This is a genomic window from Pseudarthrobacter sp. HLT1-3 (assembly GCF_059383535.1).
Genome location: NZ_JBWZCJ010000003.1, coordinates 111181 through 126512 on the forward strand (window position 1 = coordinate 111181; position 15332 = coordinate 126512).

At 69.0% G+C, this 15332-nt stretch carries 13 protein-coding genes; 2 read left to right on the forward strand and 11 right to left on the reverse strand.

Annotated features, from left to right (window positions below):
* Positions 1-134: 134 nt before the first annotated feature.
* The 4 genes from gatB to AC50X9_RS03845 form a co-directional block, all read right to left on the reverse strand.
* Entirely contained in the window at positions 135-1640 is a 1506-nt protein-coding gene (gene gatB / locus AC50X9_RS03830) for an Asp-tRNA(Asn)/Glu-tRNA(Gln) amidotransferase subunit GatB (RefSeq protein WP_494890420.1), read from the reverse strand.
* Positions 1640-3229 (reverse strand): Asp-tRNA(Asn)/Glu-tRNA(Gln) amidotransferase subunit GatA, encoded by a 1590-nt coding sequence (gene gatA, locus AC50X9_RS03835; RefSeq protein WP_494890422.1) that lies wholly within the window; start codon positions 3227-3229, stop codon positions 1640-1642. The genes gatB and gatA overlap by 1 nt, the downstream gene beginning before the upstream one ends.
* Positions 3230-3233: 4 nt before the next feature.
* Positions 3234-3530 (reverse strand): Asp-tRNA(Asn)/Glu-tRNA(Gln) amidotransferase subunit GatC, encoded by a 297-nt coding sequence (gene gatC / locus AC50X9_RS03840; RefSeq protein WP_056432749.1) that lies wholly within the window; start codon positions 3528-3530, stop codon positions 3234-3236.
* A 175-nt stretch (positions 3531-3705) separates the two neighbouring features.
* Positions 3706-5205 (reverse strand): CitMHS family transporter, encoded by a 1500-nt coding sequence (locus AC50X9_RS03845; RefSeq protein WP_494890729.1) that lies wholly within the window; start codon positions 5203-5205, stop codon positions 3706-3708.
* 157 nt (positions 5206-5362) lie between these two features.
* On the opposite strand from AC50X9_RS03845, the gene AC50X9_RS03850 reads away from it, so the two are divergent.
* Together AC50X9_RS03850 and AC50X9_RS03855 are read left to right on the forward strand one after the other, a co-directional pair.
* A complete protein-coding gene (locus AC50X9_RS03850) occupies positions 5363-7093 on the forward strand; it encodes a sensor histidine kinase (RefSeq protein WP_494890425.1) in 1731 nt (576 codons plus the stop codon).
* Positions 7086-7748, forward strand: a complete 663-nt coding sequence (locus tag AC50X9_RS03855; protein ID WP_494890427.1) for a response regulator — start codon at positions 7086-7088, stop codon at positions 7746-7748. Before AC50X9_RS03850 ends, AC50X9_RS03855 begins: the two co-directional genes overlap by 8 nt.
* Before the next feature lie 86 nt (positions 7749-7834).
* Here AC50X9_RS03855 and AC50X9_RS03860 read toward each other — a convergent pair whose 3' ends face one another.
* From AC50X9_RS03860 to AC50X9_RS03890, 7 genes are all read right to left on the reverse strand, one after another.
* On the reverse strand, positions 7835-8218 hold the full coding sequence (locus tag AC50X9_RS03860; protein ID WP_494890429.1) for a RidA family protein: 384 nt from the start codon (positions 8216-8218) through the stop codon (positions 7835-7837).
* Positions 8219-8409: 191 nt separating this feature from the next.
* Entirely contained in the window at positions 8410-8931 is a 522-nt protein-coding gene (locus tag AC50X9_RS03865; RefSeq protein WP_494890430.1) for a hypothetical protein, read from the reverse strand.
* A 95-nt stretch (positions 8932-9026) separates the two neighbouring features.
* The gene (locus AC50X9_RS03870) at positions 9027-9530 is read right to left on the reverse strand and encodes a GNAT family N-acetyltransferase (protein ID WP_494890431.1); all 504 of its coding nucleotides are present in this window, start codon (positions 9528-9530) and stop codon (positions 9027-9029) included.
* An 87-nt stretch (positions 9531-9617) separates the two neighbouring features.
* The gene (locus AC50X9_RS03875; protein WP_494890432.1) at positions 9618-10454 is read right to left on the reverse strand and encodes an inositol monophosphatase family protein; all 837 of its coding nucleotides are present in this window, start codon (positions 10452-10454) and stop codon (positions 9618-9620) included.
* Positions 10451-12733 carry an NAD-dependent DNA ligase LigA gene (gene ligA, locus AC50X9_RS03880; RefSeq protein ID WP_494890433.1) on the reverse strand — a complete coding sequence of 761 codons (2283 nt, stop codon included), beginning with the start codon at positions 12731-12733 and terminating at the stop codon, positions 10451-10453. Before ligA ends, AC50X9_RS03875 begins: the two co-directional genes overlap by 4 nt.
* 210 nt (positions 12734-12943) lie before the next feature.
* Positions 12944-13897 (reverse strand): zinc-binding dehydrogenase, encoded by a 954-nt coding sequence (locus AC50X9_RS03885; RefSeq protein ID WP_494890435.1) that lies wholly within the window; start codon positions 13895-13897, stop codon positions 12944-12946.
* A gap of 198 nt (positions 13898-14095) precedes the next feature.
* Positions 14096-15331, reverse strand: coding sequence for an MFS transporter (locus AC50X9_RS03890; RefSeq protein WP_494890437.1), 1236 nt, complete (start codon positions 15329-15331; stop codon positions 14096-14098).
* Between the last annotated feature and the right edge of the window lies 1 nt (position 15332).

Genomic DNA, 15332 nt, shown 5'->3' on the forward strand with positions numbered 1-15332 from the left:
GAGCCTCGGGCACCAGCATAGGGCCGGAACGGCTGGCTGAACATGCCCCCTCAACCCGGCAAGCTCGCAGTTGTTGCGTTCTGATCGAACAAACAACAACTGCGAGCTTGCTGGGGTGGGGCTTCGCGTTCGACCTAGCCTTCGACGCCGAGGCGCTCCAGGATCAGTTCCTTGACGCGGCCGGCGTCGGCCTGCCCGCGGGTGGCTTTCATGACGGCGCCGACGATCGCGCCGATTGCCTGGAGCTTGCCGCCGCGGATCTTGTCCGCGACGCCGGGCTGCGCGGCGAGGGCCGCGTCGATGGCTTCGAGCAGGGGGCCGTCATCGGAGACCACGGCGAGACCGCGCTTGGCTACGATTTCCGCCGGGGTGCCTTCGCCGGCGAGCACGCCGTCGAGGACCTCGGTGGCCATCTTGTTGTTGATCTTGCCGTCCTCGACCATTGTGTTCAGTTCCACGATGGTCGCCGGTGCGACGCCGAGCTGGCCGGGGTCGACGTCGGCGTTCTTGGCGCGTCCGACGATCTCGCCCATCCACCACTTGCGGGCCACCGTGGCGGTGGCGCCGGCGGCGATGGTTTCCTCGATCTCGTCCATCACGCCGGCATTGACGACGTCGCGGAACTCGAGGTCGGAGTAGCCCCAGTCGGCCTGCAGCCGCTTGCGCCGGGCGGCCGGCGGCTCGGGCAGCGTGGCCCGGAGCTCCTCGACCCACTCGCGCGAGGCGACGATCGGCACCAGGTCCGGTTCCGGGAAGTAGCGGTAGTCGTCGGCGTCGGACTTGGGCCGGCCCGAGGTCGTGGTGCGGGTGTCCTCGTGCCAGTGGCGGGTTTCCTGGACGATGGGCTCACCGGAGTCCAAGACGGCGGCGTGCCGCTGGATCTCGTAGCGGACGGCGTGTTCGACTGCGCGCAGCGAGTTGACGTTCTTGGTCTCGGAGCGGGTGCCGAAGCGTTCGCGGCCGTGCGGGCGGAGCGAGACGTTGGCGTCGCAGCGCACGTTGCCGCGTTCCATCTTGGCGTCCGAGACGCCGAGGTTCTTGACGATCTCGCGGACCGCGGCCACGTATGCCTTGGCGAGTTCCGGCGCGCGGCTGCCGGCGCCCTCGATCGGTTTGGTGACGATTTCGACGAGCGGCACACCGGAGCGGTTGTAGTCCACGAGGGAGTAGTCCGCGCCCTGGATCCGGCCGGTGGCGCCGCCCATGTGGGTCAGCTTGCCGGCGTCCTCCTCCATGTGGGCGCGCTCGATTTCGACGCGGAAAATGGTGCCGTCGGAGAGCTCGATGTCCAGGTAGCCGTCGTACGCGATGGGCTCGTCGTACTGGGAGGTCTGGAAGTTCTTCGGGGTGTCCGGGTAGAAGTAGTTCTTCCGGGCGAAGCGGCAGGTCTCGGCGATGGTGCAGTTGAGGGCCAGGCCGATCTTGATCGAGGACTCGATCGCGGTTTTGTTCACCACGGGCAGCACGCCGGGCATGCCGAGGTCCACCTCGTTGACGTTGGTGTTGGGCTCGTCGCCGAACACGTTCGGCGCGGAGGAGAACATCTTGGTCTTGGTGTTGAGCTCCACGTGGACTTCGAAGCCCAGAACGGGATCGTACTTCTCCATCGCCTCTTCGAAGCTGAGGGTTGCGTCAGTCATTAGTGGGAACCTCCGTGGCTCGCGAGGGTGCTGGCGGCATCCGTCAGAGAAGAATCGGTCAGGGATGGGGCCGTCAGTGATGGAGCCCTGTCCAGCAATGGGCCGCCCCACTGTGCCTCGAGCAGCGATTCGAGCACGGCGCCGACGCGGTACAGCCGGGCGTCCTGGCGGGCCGGGGCGAGCAGCTGGACGCCGACCGGCAGTCCGTCCTCGTCGGCCAGTCCGCCGGGCAGCGAGAGTCCGGGGACACCGGCCATGTTGGCCGGGATGGTGGCGACGTCGTTGAGGTACATCGCCAGCGGGTCGTTGAGCTTCTCGCCGAGCTTGAACGCCGTGGTCGGCGCCGTCGGGGAAATCAGCACGTCGGCCTTGGCGAACGCGGCGTCGAAGTCGCGCTGGATCAGGGTGCGCACCTTCTGGGCCGAGCCGTAGTAGGCGTCGTAGTAGCCGGCGCTCAGCGCGTAGGTGCCGAGGATGATGCGGCGCTTAACCTCGTCGCCGAAGCCGGCGGCGCGGGTGGCGGCCATGACGCGTTCGATCGTCATCGGGCCGTCCTCGGGCAGCACGCGCAAGCCGTACCGGACGCCGTCGAACTTGGCGAGGTTGGAGGAGGCCTCCGACGGCATGATCAGGTAGTAGGCGCCCAGGGCGTACTTGAAGTTGGGGCAGGACACCTCGACGATGTCAGCGCCGGCGCTCTTGAGCAGCTCCAGGGATTCGTTGAAGCGGTTCTCGACGCCGGCCTGGTAGCCCTCGCCGTGGAGTTCCTTGATGATGCCGATCTTCATGCCGCGCACGTTGCCGATCGACGCGGCGGCCACGAGGTCCTCCAGCGGGTCCTGCAGTGAGGTGGAGTCGTGCGGGTCGTGCCCGCCGATGACCTGGTGCAGCAGCGCGGAGTCCAGCACGGTGCGCGAGACGGGGCCGATCTGGTCCAGTGAGGAGGCCATGGCGATCGCGCCGTAGCGGGAGACCCCGCCGTAGGTGGGTTTGACGCCGACCGTGCCGGTGACGGCGCCGGGCTGGCGGATCGAGCCGCCGGTGTCGGTGCCGAGTGCCAGCGGGGCCTCGAAGGCGGCGACGGCGGCGGCGGAACCGCCGCCGGAACCGCCGGGGATCCGGTCCAGGTCCCAGGGGTTGTGGGTGGGGCCGTAGGCGGAGTGCTCAGTGGAGGAGCCCATCGCGAATTCGTCCAGGTTGGTCTTGCCCAGGATCGGCATCTTCGCGGCGCGCAGGCGCTTGACCACGGTGGCGTCGTAGGGGCTGTGCCAGCCTTCGAGGATCTTTGAGCCGGCCGTGGTGGGCTGGCCGACGGTGACGATCAGGTCCTTGACGGCGATCGGGACACCGGCGAGGGCGTGCAGTTCCGCTGCGGCGGCGCCGCCGGCGGCGCGGATCGCGTCCACCTCGGCGGCGACGGCGAGGGCCTCGTCCGTGTTGACGTGCAGGAAGGCGTGGACCTTGCCGTCGACGGCGGCGATGCGGTCCAGGTGTGCCTGGGTGACCTCAACGGCGGAGACCTCGCGGGCGGCCAGCTTGCCGGCGAGCGCGGCGGCGGAGGAGCGGATCAGTTCGTTGTTCTCAGTCATGTGCTTAGCCCTCATCCAGGATTGCCGGGACCTTGAAACGGCCTTCGTACGCGTCGGGGGCGCCGGAGAGAGCCTGCTCGGCCGTGAACGTGTGGCCTACAACGTCCTCGCGGAACACATTCGTCAGCGGGATCGGGTGGGACGTGGCCGGGACGTCATCACCGGCGGCTTCACTGACGGATTTCACTGAATCGACGATGACGGCGAGTTCGCCGGCCATCCGGTCCAGCTCTTCAGCACTCATCTCGATGTGCGCGAGACGCGCGAGATGCGCGACGTCGTCGCGGTTGATCGCAGCCATGGATCTCCCCTGCAAGTTCGGATTATTTTCCGTCCCAGTCTACGTGGGTTCGCCTGCCGCCGCCGTCCGCCCCCACCCCAAGCAACGCGGGGTCACCTGCGGCCCATCCGGACGGCCGGAATGGGCGGTAGGTGACCCCGCGTTGGTGTGTGGTGGGTGGGGGTGGGGCTATTGGTCAGCCGATGCCGATGGCTCCGGTGAGGACTCCGACGGCGAGCATGACCAGGGAGATGACCGCGGTGCGCCAGAGGACCTTCTTGTGGTGGTCGCCCAGGTCCACCTTGGCCAGGGAGACCAGGAGCAGGATGGCCGGGACCAGGGGGCTCTGCAGGTGGAAGGGCTGGCCGGTGATCGAGGCGCGAGCCATGTCCGCGGCGCTGACGCCGTAGTGGGCCGCCGTCTCGCTGAGGACCGGGAGGACGCCGAAGTAGAAGGCGTCGTTGCTCATGAAGAACGTCATCGGGATGCTCAGCACACCGGTGATGATGGCCATGAACGGGCCCATGTCGGCGGGAATGATCGCCACGAGCCATTCGGACATGGCCTTGACCATCCCGGTGCCGTTGAGCACGCCGGTGAGCACCGCGGCGGCCATGACCATGCTGACGACGGCGACGATCGAGGGGGCGTGGGCGACCAGCTGGGCGCCCTGGTCCTTGAGGTTGGGGAAGTTGACCAGCAGTGCGATGGCCGAGCCGACCATAAAGACGAACGGGAGCGGAATGACGTTGGCGACGAGCGTCACCATGACTGCAACCGTCAGGCCGAGGTTGAACCAGAACAGCTTGGGCCGCAGGGTCTTGCGGTTGGGGTCCAGCGCGGTGTCCGCCAGGGCGGTGTCGTGGTCATCAACGAGGACTTCCGTGCGCTCCAGCACTGCAACGGACGAACCGCCCGCTGCGGGGACTCCGGCCCCGGGGCCACCCCCGACAGGGCCGGATGACTTGGGCCCGGAGGACTTGCGGCCGAAACCGAAGCGGCCGGTGCCGCCGTCGCCCAGGGAGGTGCCGCCGTCGAACGATGCAGCTGAATCGGGGGCGCCCCAAATTTCCGGAGCGACGGCGCGGAGGCGGTTGCGCTCCTGCAAGCCCAGCAGCCAGGCAAAGACGAACACCACAATGAGGCCGGCGATGAGTGACGGAATCATGGGAACGAAGACATCATTGACATCGAGCTTCAGCGCAGTTGCTGCACGGGCGGTGGGGCCGCCCCACGGCAGGATATTCATGGTGCCGTTGGCGAGGCCCGCCACGCAGGTGAGGACCACGGGGCTCATCTTGAGGCGCAGGTAGACCGGCAGCATGGCCGCGGTGGTGAGGATGAAGGTGGTGGAGCCGTCGCCGTCGAGGGACACTGCCGCTGCAAGGATGGCCGTGCCGAGGACCACCTTGGCGGGGTCGTTGCCGAGCTTGCGCAGGATGAACCGGACCAGCGGATCGAACAGCCCGACGTCGATCATCAGGCCGAAGTAGATAATGGCGAACATCAGCAGGGCTGCAGTGGACGTCATCGACTTCATGGAGTCCATGACCATGGGGCCGATGCCCAGTCCGGCGCCGGCGAAAAGTCCGAAGACGGTGGGGACGATGATGAGCGCCAGCACGGGCGTCAGCTTCTTCGTCATGATCAGCACCATGAATACCGCAATCATGGCGAATCCTAGTAATACCAGCACGGCCGGCTCCTTCTTCATTGAATCGCACCACCCCGGTGTGATGCGTACAACAGACGTTAGAGTGGCACAGGTCACGGCTGGGCCTTTGCCTCATTTGATTGGCATACTGCTTATTGGACGCATTTTGCGCATTCTGCTCACACGCTTTGGAGGACCGATGAAGGGAACATCCCGCCGGACTCCCCTGCGCTTCTCCACCCAGACCCTGCTGCTCCAGCTGGGGGTCGTGGCACTGGTGGTGCTCCTGACCAGCGCCGTCCACATCTGGCTCACCTACGAGCGGCTGGGCCGCGAGGCGGAGAACCAGGCCCTGACCCTGGCCCGGGCCGTCGCCTCCGACCCGGAAGTGCGGGCGGAGGTCCGGCGGATCAGCGCCCAGCCCGGCACTCCGCCGCCCGCCGAACTGCTGGCCGGACCGCTGATGGCCGCCGCCGAGGGCGCCCGCACCCGCACCGGCGCCCTTTTTGTGGTCATCACGGATGAAACCGGCCTGCGCCTGGCACACCCCGACGCCGAGCGGCTCGGCGAACGCGTCAGCACGGATCCGTCGGCGGCGCTGGCCGGCCGGGAAGTCACCACCCGAAACACCGGCACCCTCGGCCCCTCCGCCGGGGCCAAGGTTCCGGTGTTCGCCCCGGACTCGGACGCCGTGGTGGGAGAAGTCAGCGTGGGCTACTCCACCGAAACCATCGCCCAGAGCCTGGCCCGGGACGTCGTCCCGATCGCCCTGACCGCCGCCGGCGCCCTGCTCGTCGGCGTTCTGGCCTCCTTCCTGCTCCGGCGCCGGCTGCAGCGGCTGACCCTGGGGCTGGAACCGGAGGAGATCAGCATCCTGGTCCACGACCAGGTCGCGGTGCTGCAGGGCGTCGACGACGGCGTGATCGGCGTCGCGCCGGACGGCCGGATCAGCGTCTTCAACGCCGCCGCCCGTCGCCTGCTGGGACAGCCCGACCTCACCGGAACGCCGTGGGCCGACGCCCCGGTGCCGCCCCGGCTGCTCGCCCTGACCAGGGCCGACGCGGCGGAAGGCGATGCGGCGGAACTCGTCGCCGGCGGGCGCGTGCTGGTCGCGAGTGCCCGCAAGGCGCTGCACGGCCGCGAGGACCTGGGCTGGGTGGTCATGCTGCGGGACCGGACCGAACTCCAGCAGCTGACCCGCCAGCTCGACGCCGTGGGCACGATGTCGACGGCGCTCCGGGCCCAGCGGCACGAATTCGCCAATCAGCTGCACACCATCGCCGGCTTCATGAGCATCGGCCAGCACCAGCAGGCCCGCGACTACCTGGCCCGTCTGGCCGCCACCGGTCCGCTGAAGTTCCCCGTGGACCAGGCCGAGCTGCTCCAGGACCCGTACCTGCAGGCCTTCCTCGGCGCCAAGGGCGTGGAGGCGGATGAACGCGGTGTGACCCTGCGGCTGGGCCCGGAAACCCTGGTCCGGGGCCAGGTCACCGAACCGCAGGAAGTCACCACGGTTCTCGGCAACCTGATCGACAACGCCGTGAACGCCGCCGTCGCGGGCTCGGCGCCGGACCGCTGGGTCGAGGTGGAGGTGCTCGACGGGCCCGGTACCGGAACCGACGGCGGCACGCTGCATATCGTCGTCGGGGATTCCGGCGACGGGCTGCCTGCCGCGGGGGCCGACGGCGCGGACGGCGCCGACGCGGTGTTCGCGGAAGGATTCACGACGTCGGACCGCCCGGCCCGGGCGGGCGCGGGCCAGGGCCTGGGCCTGGCGCTGGCGCGCCAGCTGGCGCGCCGCCGCGGCGGGGACGTGCGGGTGCTGGACCCGGGCTCCCCCGGCGGCCCCGGCGCGGTGTTTATGGCGACCCTGCCGGGGACGACCACGCCCAACGAGACGAAGCCCAACGAGAGGGACAACGGTGTCTGAAGACTTCAGGGTGTTGATTGTGGATGACGATTTCCACGTCGCCAAGCTGCACGCGGCCTATGTGGACTCGGTGGCCGGATTTCTGGCGCTGCCCCCGGCCGGTTCGGCGTCGCAGGCGCTGCAGGCCATCCACAGCCTGCGCCCGGACCTGGTGCTGCTGGATGTCTACCTGCCGGACGCTTCGGGCCTGGACCTGCTGCACCAGCTGGACGTGGACACGATGATTCTCAGCGCCGCCTCGGACACCGCCTCGCTGCGGCTCGCGTTCCGGCGCGGCGCGCTGGGTTATCTGCTCAAGCCGTTCACGGCCGAGTCGCTGTCTCAGCTGCTGCGCTCCTATGCGCGCTACCGGCGGATCCTGGCCCAGCCGGGAAACGTCAGCCAGGAAACGGTGGAACGGGCCAAGCGGGCGCTCATCCCGGGGGACGTCATCGCCTCGGCCAGGCCCCGGTCCGCCACCGAGGCCGCCGTGCTGGAGTCCCTGGAACCGGGCGAGCAGTATTCGGCGGCCGAGGTGGCCACCCGGGTCGGTGTTTCCCGGGCCACCGCCCAGCGGTACCTCTCAGCGCTCGCCGACGACGGCGCCGTCGACATCCAGTTGCGCTACGGCACCACCGGGCGGCCCGAGCACCGCTACGGGCTCCCGCCGGGGTAACTGTCTGAGCCCCTTACTACCAACGCGGGGTCACCTCCGGCCCGTCCGGGACCCCGGAATGGGCGTTGTGTGACCCCGCGTTGGTGTTAGCTGGTGCTTTTGTGGGCGACGAGTTCGATTTCGACCAGCATCTTTGGATCCAGGAACGGGAGCACGTGGACCAGGGCGAGGCTGGGGCGGATCTCGCCGAAGACTTCTCCGTGGGCGCGTCCGGCCTCTTCCCATTGGCTGATGTCTGTCAGGTACAGCTTGGACTGCACGACGTCGGCGTAGTCGAAGCCGGCGTCGGCCAGGACGGTGCCGAGTTTGTCCAGGATGTACCGGGTCTGGGTGTAGAAGTCCTCGCCGACCACGCCGTCCTCGCCGCTGGCAGCGGTGGCGGAGATGTAGAGGGTGTTGTCCACCTGGACTGCCCGGGAGTAGCCGACTTTCTGTTCCCAGACGGAACCGGTGCCGAATGTCTTGCGCATGGAGGTGCCTTTCGCAGTGTGGCTGGAGTCGGCACCACTTTAGGGCGAGGGAAGCCACGGCCGGTAAACCGGCGTCAATGTGTCCGCCGGAGCGGCGGCCTGACTCCGACTTAACTGCAACGCGGGGTCACCTACGGCCCATCCGGGACGCCGGAATGGGCCGTAAGTGACCCCGCGTTGCTGTTCTGGTGCTAGCTGCTGATGTCCCCGCTCTTGCGGAACGCGTTGCGGCGGGCGTGCTCGTGGACGCGGCTGAGGGCCTCGAGCTGGGATTTGGCATCATCCGCGAGCGCGGTGAAGGTGGCCTTGTCGAGTCCGAGCTCGGGTGCCAGTTCTTCCAGGGTCTGCCAGCCGCCGAGCTTTCCCAGGATCGCGGCGCGCATCAGCTCGGCCTCCAGCACCATGGTCATCGGGGACCGGCTCACGATGCGCCCGTTCAGTTTGAGCCGGCCGGCATGCTCGGCCAGCCAGGCGGCGGCCTGGCGGTGCGGGCGCTGCCGGACGCCCAGGTCGTCGAGCAGGCCGCGGAGCTGGTCCCGTTCCCGGGTGACTTCCGCGCTGACCCGGGAGATGTCGGCGGACACCGGGGTGTCGGCGAAGGCCTCGGCCATGCGCTGGAGTCTGGAAACACCGGCGGTGGCGCCGGTCAGGTGGTCTGAGAGGTACAGACCGAGGAGCTTCCCGTCGATTGAGCCGGGGATGTGGGGTGCCATGGTTCCTCCAGGGGCCGGGTGCCGGGGCGTTTCGGTTGTCCGCCAGCCTACCCCAGGGTGGCTGGTGCACCCAGGGGTGCCGCCGCCGCGCTGGCCTAGAGTTCCTGGCGGTAAACCAGCAGTTTGATCTCGGTGCCCGGCACGATCCAGTCGCGCTCGGGGGCGCGCTGGAAGCCGGTCTTGAGATAGAGCCCGTGGGCGCTTTCCCAGGTCAGGCCGGTAGTCAAGGCCACTGCGTCTATCCCGGGCAACGAGCGGGCATGGTCGAGGATGGCGTGGACCATGGCCTTGCCAGCGCCGCTGCGCTGGACGGCAGGGTCCACCACGAGCATCCGGAATTCCAGCTCATCGCTCCGGGCGATGTCGGCATAGGGCTCTCCGGCGACGGCCAGGGTCACGGAGCCGACGACGCTGCCCGCGCGTTCCGCCACCCAGATCGTGGCCGATGCGGCGCGGCGGGCCACGTCCTGGATCTGCCGCATATAGGGGTGGTCGGCGCTCTCAAAGTAGCCCGCGGCCAGGTAGGCGTCCCGGGTGATGCGCGCGATGGCGTCGAAGTCGGCCGGACTGGCGGGGCGAATGATGATCTGGGGATGCACCTGTCCATGCTACGGGCGGGCGCCCCGGATGGGCCGCGGAAGGGCGGCTTCCGTGACTGAACTATCAGACCGGCGCCGTCCGCGGCGTCAGAGCGGGAACTTGCCCGAGAGTTCCAGGGTCCCGGCGCAGGTCCAGGCCGCGAGGCGTTCGTCGTCGGAGGGGCCGCCGGCCAGCGGGCTGGTCAGCCGTGGACGGCGCACCCAGCAGCCGGCCTCTTCGGCGATCAGGGCGCCGGCGGCGAAGTCGTGCTCGTTCAGGCCGCGTTCACCGTAGGCGTCGTGGGTGCCGTCCGCCACAAGGCAGAGGTCCAGGGCAGCGGAGCCAAGGCGGCGGACGTCGGCGAAGCCGTCCATGATGCTGGCCAGCCCGGAGGCCTGTTCGGCGCGGACGGCCGCGTCGTAGCTGAAGCCGGTGGCCAGGATCTGCCCGGTGCGCCCCGCGGCCGGGCCGGACAGCGGCGTCACCCGGCCCGCTTCCTCGAGCCAGGCCCCCTGGCCGCGGAGCGCGTAGTACCTCCGGCCCAGGGCCGGGGCGTTCACGACGCCGGCCAGCCAGACGCCGTCGGGGTCCGCCACGGCCACGGACGTGCCGTAGTAGACGATGTTGCGGATGAAGTTGGTGGTCCCGTCAAGCGGGTCGATGGACCAGCGGTAGCCGCTGGGCGTGGCCGGAAGGACGGTGCCGCCTTCCTCGCCGGTGATGGTGTCGAACGGCCTCGCCGCCGTGATGACATCCCGGACTGCGGTTTCCGCGGCGAGATCGAAGGCTGTGACCCAGTCCCCGGAGTCGCCCTTGTTGCTGACATCCAGTTCGGCCGCGTTCCGGCCGGCCAGGACCGCGGCACCGGCCGCTGCGGCCCGCTGCGCAAGGTCGAGCAGCTCGGCCGGGAGCCCGGCGGCCCGGTCCGGGGCACCGGCGGTCATTCGGTCACCACTTCCTGGTGATCCTCTTCGGCATCCTCACCAGCACCGTCGCCGGCGTCCTCCAGGTCCCCCGCGGCCGCGGCGGGGGACAAAACGCCGTCGGCGGGGCCGTTGGCGAGCAGCGCGCGGAAGCCGTCCTCATCCAGCACCGGCACGCCGAGCTGTTCGGCCTTGTCCAGCTTGGTGCCCGCGTTCTCGCCGGCCACAACATAGTCGGTCTTCTTCGACACCGAGCCCGACGCCTTGCCGCCGCGGACCAGGATCGCTTCCTTCGCCTCGTCCCGGCTGAAGCCCTCCAGGCTGCCGGTCACCACGACGGTCAGTCCTTCCAGGGTCCTCGGCATGGACTCGTCGCGGTCGTCCTTCATCCGCACGCCGTCGGCGGCCCAGCTGTCCACGATCTCGCGGTGCCAGTCCTCGGAGAACCATTCGGTCAGGGCGGCTGCGATCACCGGCCCGACGCCGTCGACGTGCGCGAGCTCCTCCTCGGAGGCCCGACGGATCGCGTCCATGCTGCCAAACGCCGTCGCGAGGGCCCGGGAGGCCCGCGGGCCGACGTGCCGGATGGACAGCGCCACCAGGACCCGCCAAAGTGGCTGGGTCTTGGCCTTTTCGAGTTCGCGGAACAGCTTCTCGGTGGTGGCGGTGGGCTTGGACGGCGTCTTGGCGGTGCCCTTGCTGTAGAAGTACGGCACCAGCTCGAACTCACCGGTGGCCACACCCTTGGACCGCTTTTCCCGCCGGATGCGGACGTCGGCGAGGTCGTCGGGCGTGAGCCGGAACAGGTTCGCCTCGGAGGTCAGCGGCGCGGTTTCCGGCTCGGCCGGCTGGGTCAGCGCGATCGCGGCTTCCCAGCCGAGGGCCTCGATGTCGAAAGCGCCGCGGCCGGCGAGGTGGAACACCCGTTCGCGCAGCTGCGCCGGGCAGGACCGGGAGTTGGGGCAGCGGATATCCACGTCCCCCTCCTTGGCCGGCGCCAGCGGGGTGCCGCAGGCCGGGCATTCGGTGGGCATCACGAAGTCGCGGACCGGCGGGTCCTGCTGGTCGCGGAGGGCCAGGACCGGCCCGACAATTTCCGGAATAACGTCCCCGGCCTTGCGCAGCACCACGATGTCGCCGATTTTGACGCCCTTGGCCTTGACGACCTCCTGGTTGTGCAGGGTGGCCATCTCCACGGTGGAGCCCGCGACCTTGACCGGTTCCATCACGCCGTACGGGGTGACCCTGCCGGTGCGGCCGACGTTGACCGCGATGTCCAGCAGTTTGGTGTGGACTTCCTCGGGCGGGTATTTGTACGCAACGGCCCAGCGCGGAACCCGGGAGGTGTAGCCGAGCGCGCGCTGGGTGGCGAAGTCGTCGACCTTGACCACGATGCCGTCGATTTCGTGGCTGAGGCTGTGGCGTTTGTCGCCGTAGCGGGTGATGAATTCCAGCACGTTCTTGAGCCCGGGCAGGACCTCGAAGTACGGGCTGGTGGGCAGCCCCCATTCGGCGAGTTGCCGGTAGGTGTCGGACTGGCTGACCGTGTCCAGCCCTTCGCGGGCGCCGATGCCGTGCACGTACATCCGAAGCGGGCGCTTGGCGGTTTCCGCGGGATCCTTCTGGCGCAGCGAGCCGGCGGCGGCGTTGCGGGGGTTGGCCAGCGGCGCCTTGCCCGCTTCGATCAGGGCCTCATTGAATTCGGCGAAGGCTTTGGACGGGATGAAGACCTCGCCGCGGACTTCCATCTCCGCCGGGAAGCCGGCCCCGCTGAGCTGCTGCGGGATCTCCTTGATGGTGAGGACGTTGTGGGTGATGTCCTCGCCCGTGGTGCCGTCGCCGCGGGTGGCTGCCCGGACCAGCACACCGTCGCGGTAGAGCAGGTTGACGGCAAGGCCGTCGATCTTGAGTTCGGTGAGCCAGGCCGGCGTCCCGTTGCCGAGTTTGGCGATGTTCGCTTCGGCCTTGGCGATCCAGGCCTCCAGCTCCTCGAGGGAAAAGACGTCCTCGAGGCTGTACATGCGCTGCAGATGTTCGACGGCGGCAAAGGCCGCGGACACTTCGCCGCCCACCTCCTGGGTCGGGGAATCGTTGGCCACCAGCTCCGGATGCATGGCCTCGATTGTTTCCAGCCGCTGGTAGAGTTCGTCGAACTCGGCGTCGGAAATGACCGGGGCGTCCTCCTGGTAGTACGCGAAGCGGTGCTTGCGGACCTCCTCGACGAGGACCTCGTACTCTTCGCGCACGGCCCCGGAAGGGGTCTGTGCTTCGGCGTCTGCTGCAGTGTTCGCTGTGCTCACAGACCTATCCTGCCCTAGATCACCGACATTGTCCGGTCAGGATTCCCGACGGCGTCCGGTCACGATTCCCGACGGCGTCCGGGCCGGTTTCCCGGGCGGGGGCGGCGGCCCCGTGGCTCCTTAACGGGCAGTGGCCGCCGCGGCGCCGAATTCATCGGGTGCTGCGACGGCCACCGGACCGTGACTTTTTACGCGTACAGGGCGGACCTTTTACTCGTACATGGCGATAAAGCGGCCGACCACGCCGCCGGCGCGCAGCTTGTCGATCGCGCCAGGGATCTCCTCCTGCGTGATCAGGTTCATGGGCGGGTTCAGCTGGCCGGATTTCATCAGCTCGTAGATACCCTCAAGGTCTTCCCGAGTGCCGGACTTGGAGCCCTTGATGGTGAGCTGCTTGATGATCAGGGGGTAGGTGTTGATCGTGGACTCGAGCCGGCCCATGCCGACCTGCACGAGGGTGCCGAACTCGGCAAGCGTCTCGATGGCGGCGGAGGTGGTGGTGCCAAATCCGGCGTAGTCGACGATGAGGTCCAGGTCCTTGTCCTTGAACGCCTCGATGGAGTCGGCGACGCCGGCGAGGCCAATCTCGTCGGCGAGTTTCTGCGTCGCGGGATTCACCTCGGCGCCGTAGACCTCGGCCCCGGCCAGCACGGCCACGCGGGCGCCGATGTAGCCGAGTCCGCCCAGTCCGATCACACCGACTTTCATGCCGGCCTTGGCGCCGCCGACGGTCATGATGGCGTGGTAGGAGGTGAGGCCGGCATCAGTCGCCATCGCTCCGAGTTCGAAGGAGACTCCGTCGGGAAGCTTGACGAGGTTGTCCGGGGTCGCCAGCAGCCGGGGGCCGAAGCCGCCGTCCCACTTGCCGTAGCCGAGGGCATCGCCGTCGCCCATCACGGGGGCCAGGCCCACCCGGTCGCCGACTTTCCACTGCTCCATGCCTTCGCCGACTTCGGTGATGACCCCGGCGTTCTCGTGTCCCATGGTGCGCGGGACGTGCGGGAAGAGCGGCATCCAACCGGCGTCGTCCAGTGCGGTGACGTCTGAGTGACACACTCCTGCGGCTTTGACCTCGACGACGACCTGTCCCGGACCCGCGTGCGGCTCTGCGACCTCGTTGAGCTCCAGCGGCTTGTTCGTGCCGGTAAACTGCCATGCCTTCATGTGTCGACTCCTTGGGTGAAGTTTGGGGTGGGCTGCTCGCGCCGGCACGTGTTTGGGACTGGTGCCGGACACGATACTGGCACTCTACGCCTCATTGCAGACCGGCCCGGAGCGCGGTGGAAACTCCTGGAGAACGGCCGCTTAACGGGCTGTGGCCGTTGCCGGCCGCGTCCGGCTTGTCAGCGCACCGGCATCGATTCAGGGCGCCGCGGTCCCGCCCCTGATCGCGGGCGGCCGGTTCGCCCGCAAGCTCATCACAGCGGCGAAAATGGCGGCCGCAGCGGCCGATGCCGCCATCGCGTACGCCATCGCCGTGTAGGTGCCGAGCCAGGCTGCCAGCAGGGGGCCTGCAGCCGGGGCGATGGCGGTGACAGCAGTCAGCGGGGCCGCGAAGACTCCCTGCAGGGTGCCCAGGCTCTGGGTTCCCCAGCGGTCTCCGACGATCGTGGCCTGCAGCAGGGTCTGGCATCCGCGGACCGCACCGGCGAGCATTCCCGCTGCGGTCAGCACCGGGACCGGGCCGGGCAGCGCCGCCAATAATAGGACGGCTGAGGCCGCCGTTCCGCTGATGACCGGCAGGCGGGCGCCGGGCGGGATGGCGCCGAACAGCAGCCGGCCGCCGACCTGTCCGGCGCCGACGAGACCGAGCCCGAGTGCAGCGGTGGCATAGTCGGCTCCTTTCTCCATGAGCAGGGGGATGATGTTCAGCGTCACGGTGTACAGGCCGAGACAGAGGAGGACCATGAGCGCCTGCAGGCCGAGGAATTCCCGGCTTCGCCGGACGTTCCGCGCCATCGCGTGGCGGGCTGTCGCCTGGGTGCCGGGGGCGGCAGGGGCCCAGCTCCGGTTGAGGAAGCGGGCGTGCAGCGGCACGGTGATGAGTGCCATGATCCCGGCGAGGATCAGGAAGGCCCCTCTCCAGCCGAACGCGGATGTCAGGGCGGCGGTGACGGGGGCGAAGATGGTGGATGCGAACCCGGCGACGAGAGTGAGCACGGTCAGGGGCCGGATGCGGGCGGGTCCGTACCAGCGGCTGATCACCGTGAACGCGGGCTGATATAGCACGGCGGCCTGCGCGGTGCCGGCCAGCAGCCAGGCCGCACAGAACACCGACAGGTTCGGTGCCAGCGCCACCAGGACCAGGGCCAGGACTCCGACGAGGGATCCGCTGATCATCAGCGCGCGCGGCCCGGCCCTGTCCAGGATCCGGCCGACGGCGATTCCGGCCGCTGCGGAGACCAGCAGGCCTGCGGAGAAGGCTCCCGTCACCACGGCGGGGTCCCAGCCGGTGTCCGCGCTGATGGGGCGGACCGCCGCGATCAACGCGTAGTAGAGCACGCCCCACCCGGTGGTCTGGGTGATGCACAGCGCGGCGAGGCCGCCGCGCGGTGCACCCTCCGCGGCGAGGATCCGGGTGGGAGCGGCCCCGGGCACG